This window comes from Flavicella marina (assembly GCF_009193215.1).
Classification (GTDB): Bacteria; Bacteroidota; Bacteroidia; order Flavobacteriales; family Flavobacteriaceae; genus Flavicella; species Flavicella marina.
Genome location: NZ_VYVA01000004.1, coordinates 85,595 through 110,201, shown reverse-complemented (window position 1 = coordinate 110,201; position 24,607 = coordinate 85,595). Strand labels below are relative to the sequence as shown.

General features: G+C 33.1%; 19 protein-coding genes and 1 tRNA gene. 14 read left to right on the top strand and 6 right to left on the bottom strand.

Annotated features, from left to right (window positions below; genetic code table 11):
• The 5 genes from mltF to F6P99_RS09510 all read right to left on the bottom strand — a co-directional run bounded on the left by mltF (nt 1) and on the right by F6P99_RS09510 (nt 7,163).
• Complete coding sequence (gene mltF, locus F6P99_RS09530; protein ID WP_152287251.1) at nt 1-1,449, bottom strand: membrane-bound lytic murein transglycosylase MltF; 1,449 nt, start codon at nt 1,447-1,449, stop codon at nt 1-3.
• A 39-nt stretch (nt 1,450-1,488) separates the two neighbouring features.
• Nucleotides 1,489-2,481, bottom strand: a complete 993-nt coding sequence (locus F6P99_RS09525; protein ID WP_193316049.1) for a DUF4421 family protein — start codon at nt 2,479-2,481, stop codon at nt 1,489-1,491.
• Between the two features lie 47 nt (nt 2,482-2,528).
• Nucleotides 2,529-3,467, bottom strand: coding sequence for an alpha/beta hydrolase (locus tag F6P99_RS09520; protein ID WP_152287249.1), 939 nt, complete (start codon nt 3,465-3,467; stop codon nt 2,529-2,531).
• An 11-nt stretch (nt 3,468-3,478) separates the two neighbouring features.
• The gene (locus F6P99_RS09515; protein WP_152287248.1) at nt 3,479-4,135 is read right to left on the bottom strand and encodes an NAD(P)H-binding protein; all 657 of its coding nucleotides are present in this window, start codon (nt 4,133-4,135) and stop codon (nt 3,479-3,481) included.
• 115 nt (nt 4,136-4,250) lie between these two features.
• Complete coding sequence (locus F6P99_RS09510; protein ID WP_152287247.1) at nt 4,251-7,163, bottom strand: FAD-binding and (Fe-S)-binding domain-containing protein; 2,913 nt, start codon at nt 7,161-7,163, stop codon at nt 4,251-4,253.
• 232 nt (nt 7,164-7,395) lie between these two features.
• Between F6P99_RS09510 and F6P99_RS09505 the strand changes: the two genes are divergently transcribed.
• The 14 genes from F6P99_RS09505 (at nt 7,396) to F6P99_RS09445 (ending at nt 23,518) form a co-directional block, all read left to right on the top strand.
• Nucleotides 7,396-7,473: transfer RNA gene (locus F6P99_RS09505), tRNA-Val, on the top strand.
• A gap of 241 nt (nt 7,474-7,714) precedes the next feature.
• On the top strand, nt 7,715-8,833 hold the full coding sequence (locus tag F6P99_RS09500; protein WP_152287246.1) for an efflux RND transporter periplasmic adaptor subunit: 1,119 nt from the start codon (nt 7,715-7,717) through the stop codon (nt 8,831-8,833).
• Between the two features lie 4 nt (nt 8,834-8,837).
• Nucleotides 8,838-11,996: an efflux RND transporter permease subunit gene (locus F6P99_RS09495; RefSeq protein WP_152287245.1), complete on the top strand. Its 3,159-nt coding sequence runs from the start codon at nt 8,838-8,840 to the stop codon at nt 11,994-11,996.
• Nucleotides 11,993-13,330 carry a TolC family protein gene (locus F6P99_RS09490; RefSeq protein WP_152287244.1) on the top strand — a complete coding sequence of 446 codons (1,338 nt, stop codon included), beginning with the start codon at nt 11,993-11,995 and terminating at the stop codon, nt 13,328-13,330. The genes F6P99_RS09495 and F6P99_RS09490 overlap by 4 nt, the downstream gene beginning before the upstream one ends.
• Nucleotide 13,331: 1 nt before the next feature.
• Entirely contained in the window at nt 13,332-13,493 is a 162-nt protein-coding gene (locus F6P99_RS13415; protein ID WP_193316048.1) for a hypothetical protein, read from the top strand.
• Nucleotides 13,493-13,888, top strand: coding sequence for a YchJ family protein (locus F6P99_RS09485; RefSeq protein ID WP_152287243.1), 396 nt, complete (start codon nt 13,493-13,495; stop codon nt 13,886-13,888). The genes F6P99_RS13415 and F6P99_RS09485 overlap by 1 nt, the downstream gene beginning before the upstream one ends.
• Nucleotides 13,889-14,307: 419 nt before the next feature.
• Nucleotides 14,308-16,134 carry a sulfatase-like hydrolase/transferase gene (locus F6P99_RS09480; RefSeq protein WP_193316047.1) on the top strand — a complete coding sequence of 609 codons (1,827 nt, stop codon included), beginning with the start codon at nt 14,308-14,310 and terminating at the stop codon, nt 16,132-16,134.
• Between the two features lie 107 nt (nt 16,135-16,241).
• Complete coding sequence (gene glyA / locus F6P99_RS09475) at nt 16,242-17,516, top strand: serine hydroxymethyltransferase (protein WP_152287241.1); 1,275 nt, start codon at nt 16,242-16,244, stop codon at nt 17,514-17,516.
• Nucleotides 17,517-17,891: 375 nt separating this feature from the next.
• Nucleotides 17,892-18,443 (top strand): porin family protein, encoded by a 552-nt coding sequence (locus tag F6P99_RS09470; protein ID WP_193316046.1) that lies wholly within the window; start codon nt 17,892-17,894, stop codon nt 18,441-18,443.
• A 123-nt stretch (nt 18,444-18,566) separates the two neighbouring features.
• A complete protein-coding gene (locus F6P99_RS09465) occupies nt 18,567-19,385 on the top strand; it encodes a YHYH protein (RefSeq protein ID WP_152287239.1) in 819 nt (272 codons plus the stop codon).
• Between the two features lie 8 nt (nt 19,386-19,393).
• On the top strand, nt 19,394-20,011 hold the full coding sequence (locus F6P99_RS09460) for a toxin-antitoxin system YwqK family antitoxin (protein WP_226913054.1): 618 nt from the start codon (nt 19,394-19,396) through the stop codon (nt 20,009-20,011).
• A complete protein-coding gene (locus tag F6P99_RS09455) occupies nt 19,992-20,642 on the top strand; it encodes an SCO family protein (protein ID WP_152287238.1) in 651 nt (216 codons plus the stop codon). The genes F6P99_RS09460 and F6P99_RS09455 overlap by 20 nt, the downstream gene beginning before the upstream one ends.
• A 77-nt stretch (nt 20,643-20,719) precedes the next feature.
• On the top strand, nt 20,720-21,469 hold the full coding sequence (locus F6P99_RS09450) for a shikimate dehydrogenase family protein (RefSeq protein WP_152287237.1): 750 nt from the start codon (nt 20,720-20,722) through the stop codon (nt 21,467-21,469).
• A 120-nt stretch (nt 21,470-21,589) separates the two neighbouring features.
• On the top strand, nt 21,590-23,518 hold the full coding sequence (locus F6P99_RS09445; protein WP_152287236.1) for a DUF349 domain-containing protein: 1,929 nt from the start codon (nt 21,590-21,592) through the stop codon (nt 23,516-23,518).
• 48 nt (nt 23,519-23,566) lie between these two features.
• Here the strand turns inward: F6P99_RS09445 and F6P99_RS09440 are convergent, their stop codons facing one another.
• Complete coding sequence (locus F6P99_RS09440; protein WP_152287235.1) at nt 23,567-24,481, bottom strand: choice-of-anchor D domain-containing protein; 915 nt, start codon at nt 24,479-24,481, stop codon at nt 23,567-23,569.
• Nucleotides 24,482-24,607: the final 126 nt, after the last annotated feature.

The following is a 24,607-nucleotide window of genomic DNA, read 5'->3' as shown; positions in this document are numbered from 1 at the left end:
TTAATTTCCTTTCGGAATAAAATCTTGGTAATGTTTGTATCTTTCAAATATTTCTTGGACATAATTATAAGGTTCGATACCATTCACATATCCGTACTTTACAACTGGATCTGAATAGTTTTTTTTCAAGTTGAGTTCCAATAGTATGTCTTCTACGTTTTGGTCCCATATGGTTGGGTTTAAACCTCTTTTCTTTGCCAAGTTACGTGCGTCTAAAACATGATAGAATCCGCAGTTGTACGAAGCGATAGCGAACTTTTTCCTTTGAACAGGGTCTTCAATTTTATCCAGTTTGTTGTAAAGATATTGTAAGTACTTTGTTCCACCTTCTATACTGTGGTTTGGGTCAGATCGACTCTCAACACCAAGCTCTTTAGCTGTTGCTGGCATTATTTGCATGAGGCCTTTTGCACCTGCCCAGGATTTCGCATTTGGGTTGAACCTTGATTCTTGGTATACGATAGAGGCAACCAATCTCCAATCCCAGCCAATTTTTTTTGCGTGTTTTTTTATGAGTGCATCATATTTGCTAATCTTGTGGCTGTTGATACTGTAGAATTTACTTTTTGTGCGTTTTTTAAAATCACGAGTATTTTTAAAATACTTGTTATAGATCACATAATAGTCAACGGTTTTCTTTGATTTTTTAAGCCACTGGTTCAGTTCGTTTAATAAGTCGGTACTTTCTTTTCGGGTTGCCCAAGCTATTTTTTGAGAAAAACTGACAGGTACACTTATATCCAATATTGGGTAATACGAGGCCATTATTTTGGCTATATTTTCATCTGCAATAGTATACTTTAGTTCTCCTTTGGCAACTTTTTTTATAATTTCATCTGTAGTTAAACTACCATCTAGCTTTTTGATATGAATTGTACCTCCTAATTCATTCGATAAGTTTTCGATTCGTTCTCTGTAAGAAGTTTCTTCTCTAATTGCGACGGTATCATTCAACAAATCCATTGCATCATGGATAATTGAACGCTCAAGACTGCTCCATTTCATTTGGCGCCAATTAGTTGGTTTTTTTTGCACCAAAACCTGTTTCGTAAGGTAGATGTAGTCTGAAAAATTTATTTGAGCTTTTCTTTCTGCGGTTACAGTAAGTCCATGTGCCATTAAATCAACTTTACCATTGATTAAGTTTGGAATCAAATTATCGATATCGTTGGCAACTTCAATTTCTAGACGAACTCCTAAATGCTCTGCAAATCGTTGTAGTAATTCGTATTCAAAACCCATTATTTTTCCTTTATATAAAAAATAGCTGGTAGAACTATAGGTGGTAGATACTCGCAAGACACCGGAAGATTTGATTTCTTCTAAACTTCTTTTTTTGTAGACTTTGGCTTGCTTTTCTTTGGGTACTGTTTGTTCCTTTTTTTCTTCTGATTCTGAGCCACAACAAACTAATAACAAACAAAAAAAGCAAAAAATTACGTGTCTCATGAAGTTTATTTTTGATGTTAAATTACAAATAATATTTGTTTAGAAACCTAATTTTGACTCAATTTTGTCGGCATTTTTCTGAATGAATTTTGGTGGTTTAATTCTAAAACCAACGAAAAAATTGAAAAAGACTCTTGTTTCAAAGTTAGTTGCTGTAGTGTGCTCTTGATTGTAGTTGGTTTCAGATAAGGTTGCAAATGCTCCTGAATAAAACTTTCGTCCATTATACCCTAATCCAATTTTTCCTTGCCACTGAATAAGTAAGTTGTTTTGATAGCTCACAGCTGCCTCATTTTCTAATCTGGTGGTTAGTTTTGTGTGTATATTTCCTAAACTAACCAATCCGCCTATAGTACTGTAAAAGTTTTTAGCAATGACAAAATTATAGGCATAACCTGGACCGAGTGTAAATTCAATATTATTGGTTTTTTGAGTGTTTATGCTCGATGATCTATCGTCAAGATTGTAAAACCTTAGTTTGAGTATCGGTATAAAAGTACCAGCACTTTTAATTTGCCTTTCCATATGCGAGGTAATACTTCGATACGAAAATTTAGAGTTGTGTATGTAGCCAGATTCTAATTCAATTGCTTGATAATGTAAATCAGGAAAAATGATATAACCGTTATCGATGTTTGTGTAGTCTGCAGAGTTTTTTAAATAGTAGCCTTGGTTTTTTGAATATTGTGCGATATGATAAAAATGGTCAAATACCATTTTTACTTTAAAATTAAAAGAGTTGGTTTCTCCTTTGGTATCATTATCTCTGTTGTCTGGAAAGAGTTTCGGAGCAAATTGAAAACCAGCCAAAATAAATTTATAATTCACTTGAATTCTGTAATTAGTTCCGATGTTTGGTGCAATTTGCAATTCTGTACCGTTGTTTTTTAATTCAAATATTTCATAATCATTATTAACAGAGTTTTCAATTGCTATATAATCCCGCATTTTCTCTATATATCCATCATGAACAAACACACGTGTAGAATCGATTTGAGCAGTAACCTGCATGCTCAATCCTAAAAACAGCATAAGAAAGGAGGTTGTATTTGTTATAGATCGCGTAATTATTCTAAGCATTATTTTTGAAGCTGTTCTGTAATAAATTGATAGATTGGGTATTTTTTTTCTTTGCTATTTGTTTCATGTGTAATTACGATGTTGCTAACTTTTACAGCATCGAGTTTTTCACCCACAGTAATTGCATGATTTTTATGATGTTGGATTATATTATTGTTTGTTGGAAATGTTTTTTCGAGTGTGTTTTGAAGATAAATAGGAGGGTCGTTTGAATCGATCATGGTTAACATATCCAAACTTTTACAAATCGTGTTTTTTGAAGGTTCAAAGTCCTCATAGGTTTCATAGCCATAAAAATTTGCTGCCATTTCATAGAATGCTGCTTTTTTTAACAGGATAAAAAATCCTAAATAAGGTATAAATTCTTCCCATTGAAATACGTCATAAGTTGCTTGTGTAGCAATCGCACCAGCACATGTTAATCTAGTGGATTCACCTATTGCAGTAGTATCACCTATAATTTTGCTGTCGTCTTGAAAAGCAAAATACAAACTCATTCCAGCACCGGCCGAACTTCCGTAACATGCCAATTTAGTTTTGTCTAAATTGTATGTTTTTGCATGATGTCTAATGTATTGAATAGCTTTTTGTACATCATTGATACAGCGTTTTACTCCGAGTGAATCGTTGTCTTGTCTGTATTGATAGTTTACAGTAGCAACTGCAATTTTATGCTTGACAAAATAAGCGATATCTTTTTCTCGAACATAAAGTTTTTCTTTTCTACCTTTTTTGAAACCTCCACCATGAATAAAAATTACCAAAGGTGTTTGTTTGTCTGATTTTGGTAGAATGATGTCAAATGTGTTTCTTTCATTTACACCATACGTTTCATTTTTTTTAAAGTCAAAAGAATCCTGATCTAAATAGCTAAGGTTTTGTGCATTTGTAAAAAAATAACCAATAAAGATGAGTAAAGTGATGTAGTATTTTTTCATATCAAATAAATTTACAGACTTAAATCTTGGATGGCATCTGATAAAAATAGTTGCTCTTCTGGTTTTTTATTTGCTACAATAATCATGGTTTTTGCTACCACATTCGTGTCTATGGCCCTGTATTTTTTTAGGTTTCCTACAAGTAAAACTCCAACTGTTTTTAAAACAACACCAGCTATTTTTTCTGCAATTCTTGGTTCTTTTGTCTTGCGTAATAGTAACGATGGGCGAAAGATATAGGTGTGTTTTATTCTGACTGCTAAAACTGCATTTTCCATTTCACCTTTTGTTTTCGTATAAAATGTTTTACTGTTGCTGTTTGCTCCTAAAGAAGAAACGACAAGAAAAGTATTGATGTTGTTTTCTTTTGCCATTTTCGCAGCGGATACGGGAATACCGAAATCTATAAGTGCGTAAATATTTTTATCTGGTGTTTGTTTTTGAGTCGTTCCAATACAGCAGTAAACTTCATCTCCCCAAAAATCATCTTTAAACTGATCAAATTGAAATAGGTTTCCTAAATATTCTTTGATTTTCGGGTGTTTTATATCTATTGAAGATCTAGAAAATAGTTTTATGTTGTCGTACTGTTTATTAGTTACCAAAAGTTGAACCAACTCTCTACCCGTGGCACCTGTTGCTCCAATAACAATTGCTGTTTTTCCCATTATTCGATGTGAGTTATTTACGTTTTGGTAAGTTAATTAATAATGTTTGAATAATCATACTCAGAAATTTTGCTAATGGATGACTTGTTAGGTGTTTTACAAATAGTGAATGCTGTTATTTTTTGATGGCAGCATATAAAATTTCTACAGGGTGAAGCGCATTTTTTTGCACTCCGTCTTTTATTTGATGTCGACAACTAGTACCTGCAGCAGCTATGAGTGTTTGACAATCTAATTTTCTTAATTTAGGAAAAAGTGTGTCTTCACCGACTTGCATGCTTATTTCGTAATGTTCTTTTTCGTAACCAAAAGACCCAGCCATTCCACAGCAGCCCGTATTTAAGATAGTAACCTTATAATTACTAGGCAGGTTTAAAATGGCAAATGAAGGCTCCATGTTACTTAAAGATTTTTGATGGCAATGTCCATGAATTTTAATAGTCTTCTCTTCAGAAGTTAGCATTTCAGTGGTTAGAATATTTCTTTCGATACACGATTTTAAAAACTCTTCAATGGTGAATGTGTTTTTAGCTATTTTTTCAGCAGCTGCTTTGTCATCTCCAAGTCGTATATACTCATCTCTAAACGACAAAATTGCTGAAGGTTCCATACCAATCAAAGGGTTGTCTTTATCGATCAAGTCTTTAAAAACAGCAATGTTGTTATTTGCTTTTTCTTTGGCAAAATCTAAGAGCCCTTTTGATATAGCTGCTCTCCCTGACTCATCATGATTAACAATTACAGGTTCAAAACCAATTGTAGAAAGCAAATTTAAAGTAGCTTTTCCAACTGAAAGATCCATGTAATTCGTAAACTCATCACAAAACACATATACCTTACCATTGGGTGAGTTTTCAGATAGTTTTGCTTTGTTTTTTAAATAGAAGCTCTTTAGAGTTTCTTTTGATAATTTAGGGATAGACCGTTCTTTCGCAATACCCATGAAATTTTTAGTGAGTTTTTTTTCTAAAAAAAAATTAGTAATGCTAGGGAATAGGCTTCCTATTTTATTGTACTTGGCGTTGTGAGCGAATAATTTGGTTCTAAAAGAAATTTTATTTGTTTGGTAGTATTGATGTAAAAATTCTGCTTTTAATATTGAAATATCTACATTGCTTGGGCATTCGCTGGTACAACCTTTACAGTTTAGACATAAATCAAAAACTTCATGTAGCTCTTCATGGTCAAATTTATTTGGTTTGTCGCTGTTTGTTAAAAATTCTCTTAAGGTGTTTGCTCTTGCACGTGTGCTATTCTTTTCATCTTTTGTAGCTCTATAGCTAGGACACATTGTACCTCCAGCTTCGGGTGATTTTCTGCATTCACCTGTTCCATTACACTTTTCGGTAAGTCTTAGGATTCCCTCATTGTCGTCAAAATTCATCAAGGTTTTGATGGTGGGCTCTTTTCTATCGGCTTCGTATCTTAGGTTTTTATCCATAGGATAGGGGTGAACGATCTTTCCTGGATTCATAATGTTTTGAGGGTCAAACGCGGATTTTATTCTCTTTAACAATTCGTAGTTTTGACTGCCAATCATCAGAGGAATAAATTCTGAACGTACAATTCCGTCACCATGCTCACCGCTAAAAGAGCCTTGATAGCGCTTTACCATTTTTGCGGTTTCTGTGGTGATTGTTCTAAATAATGTTACATCTTCTTTTTTCTTAAGATTAAGAATCGGACGCAAGTGTATTTCACCAGCACCTGCATGTGCATAATAGACAGCTTTTTGTCCAAATTTATCCATCATACTCGTAAATTCAGATATATAGTTGGGTAAATCTTTAACAAGTACCGCAGTATCTTCAATACAAGCTACGGCTTTTGGATCTCCTATGATGTTCCCTAAGAGTCCGAGTCCGGCTTTTCTTAGGTTGTGGACTTTTACAATTTCTGCTCCATGTACTTTTGGATAATGGTAACCGAAGTTTGCCGCTTTCAAATCTGAAATCAATTTTTCTGCGAGTACTTCGGTTTCTTCCAATGAATTTGAGGCTACTTCAAGCATTAATATGGCTTCTGGATCACCCTTTAAGAAAAATCTATTTTTCTTTTGATCCAAATTGTTTTTCGTACAATCAAGAATTATTTTATCCATCAATTCACAATTGTACAAATGATGTTTCATTGCGACAACAACTGCTTCTAAACTTTCTTGCACACTTGTAAAATGTGCACATACCATAATGTTTTGTGTAGGAGGGAGGTTGTCTAACTGTAAAGTGATTTTTGTCGAAAACGCTAAAGTTCCCTCACTTCCACATAACAAATCACATACATTGACATCTTTTTCATTTCCTCCAAATAGTTCAGATTTCAGTAAAGAATCAACTGCATATCCTGTATTTCTTCTATGGATATCTGGTAATGGAAATTCTTTGTGAATGTTTTTTTGAATTGATTCGTTAGATAATTCTTTATAAATTGTTTGATATATCTTGCTTTCTAAAGTGTTTCCTTTGGTTTTGGCTATAAAATTCTCTGAACTAATTCTTTCGAAAGTAGCTTCTGAACCATCGCTTAAAATGGTTTCTAATGCAATTAGTTTATCTCTTGTAACCCCATATCGAATAGAGGTAGTTCCTGAAGAGTTATTTCCTACCATTCCACCAATCATACAACGATTAGAAGTTGATGTATTAGGACCAAAAAAGAGCCCATGAGGTTTTAAATAACGATTCAAATCATCTCTAATCACACCAGGCTGTACAGTAACCGTTTTGGCTTTTGCATCAAAAGAAATAATTTTGTTAAAGTATTTCGATGTATCCACAACTATTCCGTCTGTAACACATTGACCTGCTAAAGAAGTTCCAGCTGTTCTTGGAGTCAGAGCTAGTTTGTGCTCATTGGCAAAACTTGTCAATAGTTTTAAATCTTCTTTTGTTTTTGGAATGGCAACCGCAAAAGGCATTTTTCTATAAACAGAAGCATCTGTTGCGTAGATCGTTTTTTGTAGGTTGTCTGTATAAAATTCTCCATCCAGATTATTTTGAAGATTTAAAATGTCGTGTTCTGATGTCATGGATAACAAAGTGATAGGTTCGAAAGTAAAAATAGTTAAAAATATAAGCTATACTTGTTAGTTTTTAAAAGAATTATGAGGTTGATTTTTTATGTTAAAGAACATGAAGAAAAATATTTTTTGCTAAATGGTTCGTTCTCAAAACTTAATAGTTTTATTTTAAAATAAACTGTAAATATTCAATAAATATGCTTGTTTATCTCAAAATAGGTTTTATATTTGCAACCGCTTAGGGCAATTAGCTCAGTTGGTTCAGAGCACCTCGTTTACACCGAGGGGGTCGGGGGTTCGAATCCCTCATTGCCCACCAAATTTTTATAAAAAGTCTACACGTTTTGTGTAGACTTTTTTTGTTTTCTGAGCTTTGGTTTTCATTTGAAAGAATCATATAACATACGCTAGTAATTAAGTATTGTTTAAAAGGTGGTTTTAAGTACTGTTAGGCATGATGTTTGTATATTTGATGTCAAAAATATAGAATAAGGGTAGCATCTTATTTTATTTCTAGAAATTATCAATTTCGATATCGTTTTAATTTTACAAAGTACTACATGAAAAAATATAGATTCGTAATTCTTGGATTCGTGGTTTTAGGTCTGTCATTAGGAGTTTACCAATTCTTTATTAATAATAAGAAAGAGAAAGAAAGGGTGGTGTCAAAAGTTCAAAAAACGGTTTTTACAGAAGTTGTTAAGAATGCAGAAATTCCGATAGTAATTAAAGAAAAAGGTAGTTTACGATCGAAAGACAGGGTTGTATTATATTCCGAAGTTCAAGGTGTTTTAGAGAATTCTAAAAAAGAGTTTAGAGTTGGTGTAGCATTTAAAAAAGGAGAGACTTTACTTGCGATAAATAGCGATGAACATGTTGCAACCTTAAAAGCTCAGAAAAGTATTTTTCAAAATTTAATTGTTTCAATAATGCCAGATTTACGAATGGATTATCCTGAATCTTTCGAAAAATGGTTGCATTATTTGAATAATTTTGAAGTTGACAAAAAAATAAAGGCGATTCCTGAGCCTTCTTCCGATAAAGAAAAATATTTCATCACTGCTAAAGATATATACACGACTTACTATAACATCAAAAACTTAGAGGTTCGTTTAGAGAAATACAATATTCGAGCTCCTTTTGATGGTGTAATCATTGAGGTAAATGTTAATGAAGGTGCGTTGGTGAGGCAAGGTCAGATAATGGGTGAGTTTATCAACACAGATACTTATGAATTGGTATTATCGGTAAATGCAAGTCTAGCTAATGATATTAGAATTGGTAAAAAAGTTGAATTAACAGATTTGACAAAAACGATAAAGGTTACCGGTAAAGTTGTTAGAGTTGGTGGTAAAATTGATTTGAATAGTCAAACACTTGATGTTTTCATTGAAGTTAGCGGTGATAACCTTAGAGAAGGTATTTATCTAGAAGCTGAAGTAAATGCAAGAGGTGTTCCTGATTCCTATGAAATTCCTCGAAATTTATTGATAAAAAAAGAACATGTATTTATATTTAAAGACTCTATTTTGAGAAAAATTCCCGTCACGCCTGTATATTACAAAAGGAACTCGGTTATTGTAAAAGGGATTCCAGACGGGGTCGATTTAATTTCGAAACCTGTTTTAGGTGCATTTGATGGTATGCCTGCAAAGCAATTTATTGACTCAAAAGAATAGGGGGATGAAAAAAATAATTTCTTATTTTATAAAGTACCCTGTATCTGTAAATATCATCATCATAGCATTTGTGCTATTGGGTATTTTCGGATATTCGAATTTGAATTCTTCATTTTTTCCTTTATCCGAGTCTGATCAGATTTCAGTGAGTGTTGCTTATCCAGGGGCATCGCCTTTAGAAATGGAAGAAGGTGTTGTCTTAAAAATAGAAGATAATTTAAAAGGAATTGTTGGTATTGATCGAATCACTTCTACCTCTAACGAGAATTCTTCATCGATTTCTATAGAAATAATTAAGGGTTACGATATCAATGAGGTTTTAGCAGACGTTAAAAATGCAGTTGATAAAGTACCAAATTTTCCCACGGGTATGGAGCCTCCGGTGGTTGCTAAGGTAGAGCGAATACGTGAAACAATAAGTTTTGTGATTACCGGAGATGGAATTCCTTTGAAATCTTTGAAAACCTTTTCAAGAGAAATCGAGAATGATTTAAGACGGATGGATGGCGTTTCGCAGATTTCCATTATGGGGTTTCCGGCTGAAGAGATTGAAATCGCTGTTAGTGAGAGTTCTTTGAGAGCTTTTGATTTGACATTTGCAGATGTTGCTCAAGCAGTATCAAAAAATAATATTCTTACTTCAGGTGGTTCTGTAAAAACCAATTCAGAAGAGTTTTTGATTCGAGCTAAAAATAGATCTTATTATGGAATTGATATGAATTCTATGGTTGTAAGAGCAGATCAAAATGGGCGAGTAATTCGATTGAAAGATATTGCAGAAGTTACAGATAGATGGAATGAATCTCCCAATAGATTGTATTACAACGGTGATTTATCAGTAAGGGTTCGTGTAGATAATACAAATAGCGAAGATTTAATAGGGACTGCAGAAAAAGTAAATAAGTACATTGCCGAATTCAATGAAAAGCACGACAATGTAAAGTTAGTAGTTGCAAGAGACTCGTCGATAACCTTAGTAGAGAGAACAAAACTTTTATTTACGAATGCTTGGCAAGGGATGTTGTTGGTGCTATTGTTTTTATCACTGTTTTTAAGACCTCGTCTAGCCTTGTGGGTTGCTGCTGGGTTGCCTGTTGCTTTTTTCGGGATGTTTATGTTAGCTGGTTATTTTAATGTAACGATTAATGTATTGTCTCTTTTTGGGATGATTATCGTAATTGGAATTCTAGTGGACGATGGAATAGTAATTTCAGAAAATATTTACCATCACTACGAGAAAGGAAAAAATCCAGTAAGGGCAGCGATTGATGGTACTATGGAAGTGGTACCTCCAATATTTTCAGCGATTTTTACTACGATTTTAGCTTTTTCAGTTTTCTTTTTTTTAGATGGAAGACTTGGTGAATACTTCAGTGAAGTTGCCACTGTTGTGGCGCTTACATTGGTTATTTCCTTGGTAGAAGCGTTGATTATTTTGCCTGCACATGTCGCACATTCAAAAGCCTTGGATAGAAATGAAAAGGTAAATGTAATCAACAAACATGCAGAAAAGGTGATGGACTATATGCGTGATCGTTTGTATGGACCTGCTTTGAAATTTGTATTGAAAAATAAATTTTTAGGAATCACGATACCAATTGCATTATTCATTATTACGTTAGGAGCGTTTAAAGGAGGACTAATAAGGGCTACGTTTTTCCCGAATATTGCCAGTGATAGAGTTGCTATTTCTCTTCAAATGCCTCAAGGAACAAATGAAAAAATTACAGATTCTATTATAAGTATGATAGAAGATAAGGTTTGGGAAGTAAATGAAGAATTGACAGCCAAACAAACCGGTAATTTATCTGTAGTTGATAATGTAATAAAGAGATTGGGTTCAGGAACTTCTACAGCGTCGCTAAATGTAAACTTGCTTCCAGGTGAAACAAGAGATTTTAATGCGATTGAATTGGCAAATATGTTTAGGTCTGCAGTTGGACCGGTATATGGAGTAGAGTCTTTAGTGTTTGGTTCTGGAGGGCGATTTGGAGGTAGTCCAATTTCTGTTTCTTTATTGTCAAATGATATAGAACAGTTAAAAAATGCCAAATCAGATCTGAAACAGAGTTTTGAAAACAATCCAATTTTGAAAGATATTTCTGATAATGATCCACAGGGAATAAAAGAAATAAAAATCAAACTAAAAGAAAGTGCTTATTTGCTAGGTTTGACGTATCAAGATATCATGTCTCAAGTTAGAAGTGGATTTTTTGGATATCAAATACAGCGATTTCAACGAGGTCAAGACGAAATAAAAATTTGGGTTCGATACAATAGAGAAGAACGTTCTTCTATTAAAAATCTAGATGACATGAGGATAGCTACACCTACCGGAGCAAAGGTAGCTTTTTCAGAAGTTGCAGCCTATGAAATAGAACGAGGTGAAATAAAAATCAACCATTTGAATGGGTTGCGTGAAATTAGAGTAGAAGCCGATTTAAAAGATGATAAATCGTCGGCTACTGAAGTTTTACAAGATTTGAAAGGAACGGTTATTGCTGACATGTTGGATAAATATCCTCAAGTATCGGTATTATATGAAGGGCAGAATAGAGAAGCGGCAAAAGTATTGAGTAATATTCCTACTGTTGGAGGAGTTATCTTGTTGTTGATTTATATCGTAATTGTATTTACTTTTAGATCTTATGGACAGCCATTTATGTTGTTGCTGATGGTGCCAATTAGTTTTGTTGGTGTAGGTTGGGGGCATTATATTCATAATTTTCCGGTAAACATGCTTTCCATGTTGGGAATTATTGCCTTGATAGGTATCATGGTAAATGATGGTTTGGTGTTGATTAGTAAATTCAATTCCTTTTTAAAGGAAGGAATGTTGTTTGATGAAGCTTTGTACCATGCTGGTAAATCTAGATTTAGAGCGATTTTCTTAACAACGATTACCACAGTAGCTGGATTGGTACCGTTGATTTTTGAGACAAGTAGGCAAGCACAATTTTTAATTCCAATGGCAATTTCTATCGCTTATGGTATTATTATAGCTACTTTTTTAACATTATTAACCTTACCAATTTTATTGTCTTTTGCGAATTGGGTCAAAATATATGTAAAATGGTTTATTAGCGGTACAAAACCTTCAAGAGAATCTGTAGAAAGAGCTATTAAAGAAATGGAGTACGAACAAAAAGAATTGGAATTATGAGAAAAGAAAAGATAATAGTTTTCGTGTTGTTTCTTGTTGTGTTTGCTCATATATCAGCGCAAGATTTACTTACAAAGGAAGAAGCTATATTGCAAACTTTAGAGAATAATTATGATATTATTCTTACAGAAAATAGTCTTGAGACAGCAAGAAATAATGCAAGTGTTTACAACAGTGGCTATTTGCCAACTTTATTTACGAATGCAAATGCTTCTTATGATTTGAATGACTCTGAAGCAACTCAGATTTCAGGAGATGTAGTGTCTACAAGTAGTTTAGAGTCAAAAAACCTGAGTGCATCAGTAGGATTTAATTATACACTTTTTAATGGTCTAGGGAGGTATTATACTTATGGTAAATTAAAAGAAACCTATAATTTAACGGAGTTACAAGCAAGAGCAGTTTTAGAGAATACGTTGATCACGTTATTTTCTGCATACTATGAAGTTGCTAGGTTGACAGAAAATTTAGACAATCAAAAACAAACTCTAGAAATTTCTAAAGAAAGATTGAAACGTGCTACATACGGATCTGATTACGGTCAAAATACAAAATTAGATGTGCTCAATGCAGAGGTCGACTTAAATAATGACAGTATTACATATTTAGGAGTTCAAAGAGAATTGGCAAATGCTAAAAGAGATTTGAATATCGTACTAGGAACCGATGTGAATAAAGAGGTTTCAGTTGATACTACAATTGTATATTTAGATGATATGTATTTAGAATATGTATTGGAAAAATCATTAGAAAATAATGTAGATTATTTACAAGCGAAAAAAGCTTTGGAACTGGGAGAGTACGATGTGAAAATTAACAATTCAGGGTGGATGCCAAATGTAAGTTTGACGAGTTCTTATGCATGGTCAAAAAATTATAGTGACCCTTTTAATCCAGACAATCCCTTTAGTACGGTTGAGCGATATCAAAACGGATTGAATGCTGGAGTAGGTTTGACTTGGAACTTGTTCGATGGGGGAAATACCACTACACGTGTTAGAAATGCTAAGATTGCGGTCGATCGATTAGAGACGCAAAAAGAACAACAAGAAGAATTTTTGAAACGTGATGTAAACAATGCATGGGAGATTTATCAAAACGCCTTGTTTACATTAAAAGTTCAAAAGGTAAACGTAGAAACGAACAAATTAAATTTTGAAAGATCTACGGAGTATTATAAATTAGGACAAATTAGTTCTATTGACTTTAGATTGGCACAAGTAAATTTGGTGAATGCTGAGCTGACCTATAGTGCAGCGAAGTATTCAGCGAAAACAGCTGAACTTGTGTTGTTGCAATTGGCCGGTGATATTATTGCCAATAAACAGTTTTAATATGCCTAAAAAAGGAAAAGAAAAAAACACGAAGAACAAAGCGAAACATACAAAGTTGATGAATCGTAAATTGAATAAAAAACGAGAGGAGAAACTCGCTCGTCAACAACGATTGAAGGAATTGGTAAAAAAGCACAATGAACTAAATAATGAAGAATCGTAATGTCTGTTAATTGTAACTGTGGAAGAGATGCGGAATACGAAAAATGCTGTGGCGTTGTGCATCTCGATATCAGAAAAGCAATCTCTGCTGAAGATTTGATGCGCTCTAGGTACACTGCATTTACAATGGCGAATGGAAATTACCTTCAAAAGAGTCATCATACAAAAACACAACCAAGTAAAAATGAAGCCAAAGAAATTGAAGCTTGGGCCAAATCTGTTAGCTGGATAAAATTAGAAGTATTAAATTCAACCAAAGGTTCTGATGTAGATACAACCGGTACGGTAGAATTCAAAGCATATTTTTTTGAAGGAGGCAAGGTGTCTGTTATTCACGAAAATTCGTTTTTCGAAAAAGAAAATGGTGTTTGGAAGTATTTTTCAAAATTGAATTAATTTTTATGAAGCAAATTATTGATATTGTAGGTGGGGAGATTAGACTTTTAAATATCATATTACTTTATGTATGTTTTTTGCTGTTGACTTATTTTATTAACAACAAAAGAGTAAAGATAGTTATTGCGATCGTATTGTCATTTATTTTGATGGCAGAGCTATTGAGTATCTATCTATTGCAGTCATTTGTTAACTACCGTTTTTTAATACATTTTAATGTAAGAGATGTACTCTCATTGATACATTTATTCAGGATTAATTTTATACTATTCTTGTTTATTCTTTGGACACTAATAGGGTTGACTTTTGTTTATTCTCGTAGAATAATAAACAAACTATTTCTTTTATTTGATAGAAAGAATCGTGCAGTTATAAGGATTGGTTTTTCAATTTTGATATTTGCTACTTCCATTATCGTTATGACGAAAGAGAAGGGTGTGCTTTTTGAGGCTAATAAACTCCTTCAATTGTATAATACAAGTACTGATTTTAGCTACAAAGAAATAGCATCTAGATTAAAATTAAAGACTACTGAAATTAAAGATGTTGAAGCTTTTTCAGCGCATAAAAAAAATGTAATTATTTTGTCATTAGAGTCTTTTGAAAAAGGATATCTGAGTGATAAAATGAAACATCTTACTCCTAATTTAAGAAGGCTAAAAACGAATAACGATTGGACATATTTTGAGGTAAATGAAAATGAAGGTAGTAAGTGGACAAGTGGTTCTCTTTATACAACATTAACAGGATACCCAGCTTTTTTTGGAAGTGAACATAATTCTATTTTTCAAACGTTTCATCAAGCCAGTATTCCTAGTATCTATACTGTTTTCAGTCGATTGGGGTACAAAAACATCTATTTGTCGAAAGACGCAAAATTCTCTGGAACGGAAAATATGCTTTATGCATTAGGAGTTGACGAGATTATTGATTTTACTTCTTTGGGGGATAGTTCTATGGATAAAGATTTGTTTGAAATAGCAAAAAATATTGTTGTAGATCAAAAAAACAAAAATGAAAACTTCACACTCTTTTTATCCACATTAAGTACTCACAACCCTGATGGAATATATGATGATAGAATGGAAAAATATATCAATCCACAAAAATCAGATTTAGAGTTTATGGTTGCATCCGTTGATTATATGGTTGCAGATTTTCTAGCCTTTTTAGAGAAAAACAATTTTTTAGACAGTACACAGATTTATATTATACCTGATCATTTGAAACATGGTAGTCCAGAAATATTTTATGAAACTGGTGAAAGAGGATTGTATTTACTTACCAATTCTCCTAAAAATAAAACTATAGCAGAAGATTCTATAAAGCGATACCAATTAGATTTACCTAAAATGATTCTAGATCTTTCAGGTATTGATCATAATATTTCATTTTTGTCAGAACAAGTGGATGAAGATTTAAATTTATACGTAGAAAATAATATTACCGAGCTTACAAAGCTGAACATATCTGGGTTTTCTGGTGGGGCAGGAAACTCCGTTTTGATACCGAAATTATCTGATAAGTATGATCAATATAAAAAAGACACATTACGTTTTATTGCACATGCAGGAGGAGCAATTGACGGACTAAATTACACGAATTCATTAGAAGCTATGAATAATAGTTATGAAAAAGGCTTCAGGTTGTTTGAAATTGATTTTAGATCGACTTCAGATGATGTGTTTGTGGCAGTACATGATTGGGATGAATGGAAAGCTTTTACAAGCCACTATGGCGAAGTGCCTGTTTCTCTTGACATATTTTTAGCATCTAAGATAGCAAATCGTTATACTCCACTAGATATAAATCTTGTGAATAAATGGTTTGCAGCGCATCCTGATGCAGTATTGATAACCGATAAAGTAAATTCTCCTAAAAAATTCGTAAAAGAGTTTCAGTTTAAAAATCGATTGATGATGGAGTTGTTTACTTGGGAGGCGGTGCATGTTGCTAAAGAAAATAATATTGAACCAATTGTGTCTGAAAATCTTATTTTTTCTGATGAACACAACATATTAAAAAAGTTAAAAGAATTAAACATTAAATATGTGGCGATGTCGAGAAAATCGTTAGCCAAACACACAGAACTATTTAAGAATTTAAGAAATATTGGGGTAAAAGTTTACGCCTATCATATCAATGAGAAAATTGATAAAGACGAAGTGTATGCAGTAAAATATGAAATGGATTATTATTATGGTATTTATGCAGATGACTGGGATTTTGGAAAAATGAATGATTGATTTTTACAAAAATATCAATCAAAACTTTTTTGCATAAAACATAAGTATAAAACAAAAGAGAATTTGTAATTTTGCACTTTATTTTTATAAACTGTAAATCTTAAAAGATGCAACGTGATCAAATCATCTTCGACTTAGTACAAGACGAAAAAGAAAGACAATTAGAAGGATTAGAATTAATCGCTTCTGAAAACTTTGTAAGTGAGCAAGTAATGGAAGCACAGGGTTCTGTGTTGACAAATAAATACGCTGAAGGATATCCTGGTAAACGTTACTACGGTGGTTGTGAAGTAGTAGATGTAGTTGAGCAAATTGCTATTGATAGAGCGAAAGAATTGTTTGGTGCTGAATATGTGAATGTACAGCCTCACTCAGGTTCCCAAGCAAATGCTGCTGTTTATTTAGCCGTATTGAAACCAGGAGATAAAATTTTAGGATTTGATCTTTCTCACGGAGGTCACTTAACACATGGTTCTCCAGTAAACTTTTCTGGAAAAACGTACAAAACTTCTTTTTATGGAGTTGAAGAAGAAACAGGTCGTTTAGATTACGATAATATTCAAAAAATTGCTTTAGAAGAAAAACCAAAATTAATCATTGCGGGTGCTTCTTCTTATTCAAGAGATATTGATTTTGCTCGTTTTAGAGAAATAGCTGATAGCGTAGACGCTTATTTATTGGCCGATATTTCACATCCTGCAGGGATGATTGCAAAAGGATTGTTGAATGACCCAATGCCTCACTGTCATTTTGTAACAACAACTACTCACAAGACTTTGAGAGGTCCAAGAGGAGGAATGATTATGATGGGGAAAGACTTCGAAAACAAAATGGGAATCACTCTTAAAAATGGTTCGTTGCGTAAAATGTCTGGTTTGTTAAATGCTGCTGTATTCCCTGGAATGCAAGGCGGACCATTAGAACATGTGATTGCTGCCAAAGCAATTGCTTTTGGAGAAGCTTTGACAGATGAATTTTTGCACTACCAAGTGAGAGTGAAGGAAAATGCTGCTGCATTGGCTGCTGCATTTGTTGCAAAAGGGTACAAATTAATTTCTGGTGGAACAGACAACCACTGTATGTTGATTGATTTACGTAATAAAAACTTATCAGGTAAAGATGCCGAGCAAGCATTGGTAAAAGCTGATATTACTGTAAATAAAAATATGGTTCCATTTGACGATAAATCACCATTTGTAACATCTGGTATCCGTATTGGAGCGGCTGCGGTTACGACACGTGGATTGAAAGCTGATGAAATGGCAACTGTTGTTGACTTGATTGATGAGGTTATCATGAATTTTGAAGACGAAGCGGTTTTAGAAGCTGTTGGAGAAAAAGTAAATAAATTAATGAGTGGTAGAGCTTTGTTCAACGCTTAATAATTTTATAAAATTTATTTGAAATCCCTTTCTATTTATTTAGAAAGGGATTTTTTTGTGAATTCAAAATATTCTTTGGGTGTTGTTAATCGTCAAAGCCATAAATTAGAGTTGCATTCAGATGTCGACTGGATTTCAAATACAATTGTCGCCAACGACTTGAGAATCGATACATTTAACTTATTGTTAGGATGCAGATTTTAATAAAAACTTAAAAAAAATATAGTATATCAAATATTAGGTGTTAAGTGAAGGCTTTTTCTTAATTTTTTGTGTCGAGAATAAAAATTAACGTATTTTCTACATTTATTTGAATTACCTATGATAATAAGCGATAAAGTAGTATCATTGCCTCAAATTAAAAAAATATTTTATATGAAAAAGTTACTAGTCGCTGTTATAGTTACAGTATTGGGTTTATCAAGTGTGAATGCTCAAAAAGATGCTTTCGGCTTAAGTGCGGGGTATAGTTCTCTAATCGTTAAAGCGAAAGCTTCATATCAAGGTGATTCAGATTCAGATTCAGATTCAGCAGGTGGATTCTATATAGGATTGTTTAAGGAATTTAATATTGATGAAAAGTTTACGATTCGTCCAGAGTTTCAATTTGCTGTTTACAGTTCTGATGGAGATAATAGTTCAGAATTATTGATTCCAGTTATGTTTAAGTATGAGGTAGCCAGAAGTTTTAGTTTGATGGCAGGACCACAATTTGATTATTTGTTAGATGACGATGCGGATGGTCTTAATAAATTTGGTCTTGGTCTAGCGTTAGGTGCAGAAGTAGATTTAACAGAGAAATTATTTCTAAATCTTAGATATTCATTTGGTGTTTCAGAAAGGTTGGAGGATGATGAAATACTTGCTCCTGTTGAATTAGATGCACGATTTGATACATTCAATCTAGGTTTAGGATATAAATTCTAAAAAAAAAATACTCATAAAAAATCCCTTTTCATTTATTTGAAAAGGGATTTTTTTTGTTTTGAAGGGTAGGGTTTAGGGTAAAATGACTGTTTTATTAACAACAAACCTTTAAAACCCTATATAATGAAAAATCATCCAATAAAACTTACAAGTATTTTTTTAGTATCTACTATGCTCTTTATGAATTGTGCATCGAATGATATCGCTGAAGTCGTTGAAGAAGAAGAAGTAAATGAATCAGAAGTAATTACAGGTGAATTGCACGCCGCGTTTGCAGCATTCGATACTGAAGAAACAGATATTTATTTGATCAATGGTGGAGCAGATGTTACAATTGAGACCACAGGTTTACCAAATCATGAAACATTTTATTGGGGGAGTAACCACGAACTCTATAGAGCAGAAAGTGGATCTTTTGCAGGGACACCTTCTACGATAAATCCGAATGGGACTTATACAGATATGAGAGGAGAAGCTAGAACATATGATGACTCATTTACTGTTGCTACAAATCCTACTTTAGCCAATAATACTACTTCAACCTCAATGGGGTTGATTGGAATTGCGGTTTCAGGAGCTGCAATCTATAACGATCAAGAAGGATCTGGTTCTCTAGATGAAGCTGCTGCAACTTTAGATTGGACGGGTGGACATATTGGGCCTGATGTATATCATTATCATTTAGAACCGCATGCTATCACTAACGACGATGAAGATTTAGTGGGTATTTTGAAAGACGGTTTTTTTATCTACGGTAGAAAATGTAATTCAACAGGAGGGTACCCTACAGATCTTGATAGTTCTGGTGGACATTCTTCTACTACACAGCACACAACTTCATCAGAATATCATTATCATATTATCAATGAAATGTACTCAACTACATCTGCTGGAGATGTTGGATATATTTTATTTGCTGGTCCATATAAAGGAAGCCTATAGATTTTGAGATGAGAATTTCCCACTACATATTCATTTTAATTATCACGTTGTTTTGTTCTTGTGCAGATAAAAACAATGCTTCAAGTCATTTCCTTTTTGAGCCTATAAAAAACACAGTGGTTTTAAAAAAAGATTTGGTACTTGATGGTAATAAAGGTATTTGGAGTTATAAAGACAAGCCGTTTAACGGTTTTGCTGCAAAATATTATGGCAATGGTCGTAAGGCCGAATTTATTGGTTTTTACAAAGGTAAAAAAGAAGGACTTGCAACACAGTGGTTTGCTAATGGAAGAACTCGTAAAGTTTGTTATTACAAAGAAAATAGCCTAGTATCTGATTACACAACCTATTGGTCGAATGGTACTAAAGCATACCATGTAAAATATAACAAGAAAGGAAAAAGAAATGGAATAGAGACAAGTTGGTGGGCCGATGGAAAAATTTCTAAAAAAAGGAGTTTATTAAATGGCAAAGAAAATGGTTTGCAAAAAGCCTGGTTGAAAAATGGGAAGTTATATGTAAATTATGAAGCGAAAGAGGGAAGAATATTCGGAATGCGTCGGGCTAATTCTTGCTATAATTTAAAAAACGAAACCGTTGTTAGATATGAAAATTATATCAATTAAAGTAACGATACTTTTTTTATTATGTTTCGGTTGTAAAGAGACTGATAATAAAAGTAGGGTTGCGCATTTACCATATTATAAAGATGAGAGTTTTACTCCATATTGGTTAGTGCCGGGTAGTGATGAAGAAAAGAATTTCCACAGTATCTCAAATTTTACAACTGTAAATCAAGATGGTGATATTGTTAACTCAGCTACGTTCGAAGATAAAATTTATGTCACCGACTTTTTTTTTACTTCTTGCCCTGGTATTTGTCCTCGAATGACAGCAAATATGAAAGAAATTCAAGATGCATTTTTAAATGAAAAAGACCTGCTTTTACTTTCTCATTCTGTAACTCCTGAGAAAGATTCCGTATCTGTGTTAAAGAATTATGCTGTTAACAAAGGCGCTATAGCTGGTAAATGGCATTTGGTGACAGGAGAAAGAACTACTATTTATCGTTTAGGAAGAGAACAATATTTTGTGGAAAATGATTTAGGTACGATTAAAGATGTTAACGATTTTCTGCATACAGAGAATTTTTTATTGATTGACAAAAACAAACATATTAGAGGAATTTATAACGGATTGAATAGAGCTTCTATAAATCAATTAAAAATAGATATTCAAACACTACTTAAAGAATAAAATATCTTGTCAGAAAAGAGTGTTTTTTTATGGTAAGCATATAGGTTTTCGATATTTTTGCTTTCAAAAATTATATTATGTGTGCAAAAAAACTGTTTGGTTTGGTAGGTAAAAACATTGAGTATTCTTTCTCTAGAGGATATTTTTCTGAGAAATTTGAAAAGATGAAATTGACAGAAAATTCGTATGTGAATTTTGATTTAGAATCTATCGATGCATTTCCTATCCTTTTTGAAACACATAAAGAATCTTTAATTGGGATGAATGTTACGATTCCTTATAAAGAAGAAGTTGGTGCTTTCTTAGATAGTATAGATCAAGAAGCCGATGAAATAGGCGCAGTGAACACCATTAAAATTCTTGAAGATGGTACACGTGTAGGCTATAATACAGATGTATATGGTTTCGATCAATCTATTGCCCCGTTTATTAAAAAACACCATAAAACGGCTTTGATTTTAGGAACCGGTGGTGCGTCAAAAGCTGTGGCTTATGCTTTTAAAAAACGTGGAATTTCATACAAATTTGTTTCTAGAGTTCCTAAAGATGCTACCCAGGTTAGTTACGATAGTTTAACTGAAAATAGTATAACTCAAGTAGGAATCATCGTAAACTGTTCGCCATTGGGTACCCATCCAGATATTGATCAACATCCGAATATTCCGTATCAATTTCTTAATGAAAAACACTTATTATTTGATTTGATTTACAATCCTGCTGAGACTACGTTTTTACGTAAAGGAAAAGAACAAGGAGCCGCTATTGCAAACGGAATGAAAATGCTAGAGCTTCAAGCAGAAAAATCTTGGGAGATTTGGAATAAATAATACCTTCTTTTTAAACAAGGCGTACCATTTATATCTTACTTATTTAAAGTCTATTAATTTTGTTGTTTAAGATGCTATGGCTATATTTAAACAATAATTAGGAACTTTAAACATAGATACATGTTAGACGCAGCAAATAAAAATTCTGAAGAATTAGACAAAGCTTCTCAAATCAATGAAAACACAAATAATTCTTCCGAAGAAAATAAATCAGAAATAATAGCCGAGCCAGAGTCAATAGTTGTCGATGAAGCAACGAAGGCCATGGAAAAAGTTGTTTCTTCTATTGAAGATAAGGTTGCTGCAGAAGCAGAAAAAGAAGAAGAAAAAGAAATAGTTCCTACAGTTGATTATCAGTCTTTATCGATGGAAGACATTGTAAGTGAACTTAAAAAGCTGATAAAAAACGAGAAAATTCAGGCTATTAAAACGAGTGTTGAGTCACTGAAAAAAAACTTTGAATCTCAGTTTAGTAAATTATTGGCATCAAAGAAAGCAGCATTTTTAGCAGAAGGAGGTGAGTCAATAGATTTTCAGTTTTCAAGTCCTTTGAAGGTAGAGTTTAATGAATTGATGCAGGATTATAGAACAAAACGAAACACCTATTATTCTGAGCTTGAGAAACAACTGAAAGAAAATTTAGACAAGCGTATTGAGGTTATCGATAATTTAAAGCGAATTATTAAAGAAGCCAACTCAAAAACGATGTATAAAGAATTTAAAGAGTTGCAAGACAAGTGGAAGACAATCGGACCTGTACCACGAACAAAATACAACAATACTTGGCGTAATTATCACCATCATGTAGAACGATTTTATGATCTGTTACACATGAATAACGATTTACGTGAATTAGATTTCAAACATAATTTAGAAGAAAAAATAAAAATTGTTGAAAAGGCTTATGCTTTGACGCAATTAGAAGATGTTTCAAAGGCATTCAAAGAGTTGCAAAGTTTGCACAAGGCTTGGAAAGAAGAAATTGGACCAGTATCACGTGAATTTCGCGAAGAGATTTGGCAAAAATTTAGTGAAGCAACAAAAATTATTCACGACAAAAGAGATGCGTATTTTGATCAGCAAAAATCAAAATACCAAGAAAATATTCAAAAGAAGTTAGCTGTAATTGCTGATTTAGCAAAGTTTGATTACTCTCAAAATAAGACACATTCTGATTGGCAGAAATCTATAAAACAATTTGAAGCAAAAAGAGAAGTGTTTTTTACGATAGGGAAAGTTCCTAGAAATAAAAGTCAAAAAATTTGGGATGAATTAAAAGCTGTAACCAAAAAATTCAATCATGCTAAAAATCAGTTCTATAAAGAATTAAATGCCGAGCAACACAAAAACCTTACAGCGAAGTTGGCTTTGTTGGATGTTGCAAAGTCATTAAAAGATAGTGACGATTTTAAAACAGTAACCAATCAGATGAAAAAAATTCAAGCAGATTGGAAAACTATAGGACATGTTCCAAGAAAACATTCTGACAAAATTTGGAAAGAATTTAAAGATGCGTGTAATCATTTTTTTGATAGAGTACATCAAATTAAAGACAATGGTTCTCAAGAAGAGTTAGATGCGTTAGCGACTAAAAAAGATTTCTTGTCACAGATCAATGCTGTTATTGGTAACAAAGGTATCACACTTGAAGAGGTGAAAGCATATTTGAAAACTTGGAAAAATATTGGACGTGTTCCTAGAAAAGACAAGCAAATAGAAAATGATTTTAATTCTGCAATCGAAAAACTGTTCAAACAATTATCGATAGAAGGTAGCGAGTTGGAAATGTTGAAATATAAGTTGCAAGTAGATTCATATGCTGCGTCTAACGACACGCGTAAAATCGAAAGTGAGATTCAGTTTTTGAGAAAGAAAATAGATGAGATCTCAAAAGAAATACAGCAATTAGATAATAACATTAGTTTTATAGCAAATGCTACTGAAGAAAATCCGCTGGTTGTGAATGTTAGAAAATCAATCGAAGAAAAAGGAAAAATGCTGGCAGTATGGAAAAAGAAACTCAATCATGTCAGAAGTTTGAATGAATAAAAAATGTACCCTGAGCTAGTCGATGGGTACATTTTTTTTTGATTTCTTTTATTGCTCAATAAAACCAGTGTTTATCCAAGTTTTTAATAAATCAATATTTGATTGTGCTAAGTTTGCACTGTTTTTAGGCATATTACCGCTTTCTATTCTTCCAATAGAGCTCAAGTTACCGGTAGCTTCAAAAGCAGTTTTTACTTGACTATAATTTGATAATGTCGGTGATTGTGCTCCTCCATGACAATTAGTAGTAGCACAGCTTTGATTTATCAAAGGAGCAACATCTGTTACATAGCTTGTTATTTTTAATTCTCCAGAAGGGTACCCTGCATTGATCCAAGTTTCCAAATTATCTTTGTCGTCTTGTGTAAGTGGAGAAACTCCCGCTTTTGGCATTCTACCCGACGTAATTTCTCCCCAAGAATCATCAACAATAAATCCGTTTTTCACTTCGTCAAAGTTTGTTAGAGAAACACTTCCAGCAGGGTTTTGTCCACTATGACACCCTGTGGTAGAACAACTTTTATTCATGATCGAAGCAATGGTGTTTTCGTATGTTTTTACACCTGTTGTAATGGTACTACCTGTACCGGAAACACTGATCGTATTTGCAGTACTAGTTGAGTTGGAAGTAATGACTATGTTTCCATTAAAAATATCAATCGCATTAGGAATAAAAGTAACGGTGAAATTGATGAAATCACCAGAGTTTATCGTCCCACTTGTAGGAGAAACAGAAAAACCGGTTGGTGCTGTAATGTTACTAATTGTAATGGCTTGTGTACCTGTGTTGGTTACTAAAAATGTTTCTTTCCGTTCTTCCGCAACTTCTACATTTCCAAAATTTATTGAAGTTTTCGAAAGTTGTGTAGTAAAGGTTTTAGTTTCCACCTCGCCGTTATCTGATGAGCATGACACGAGTAGAGCGCCAAATATGGCAATGAATACGGTTGTATATTTTTTCATAAATTGGTTTTAGTGTAAAATACGTCGAATATAAATAAGTAACTTACATTTAGTTAAAGTTAAAAATAAGATTTATTTTTTTAAAAACATAAATGTATTCATGTTGGTAGTGTGTACTATTGTAAA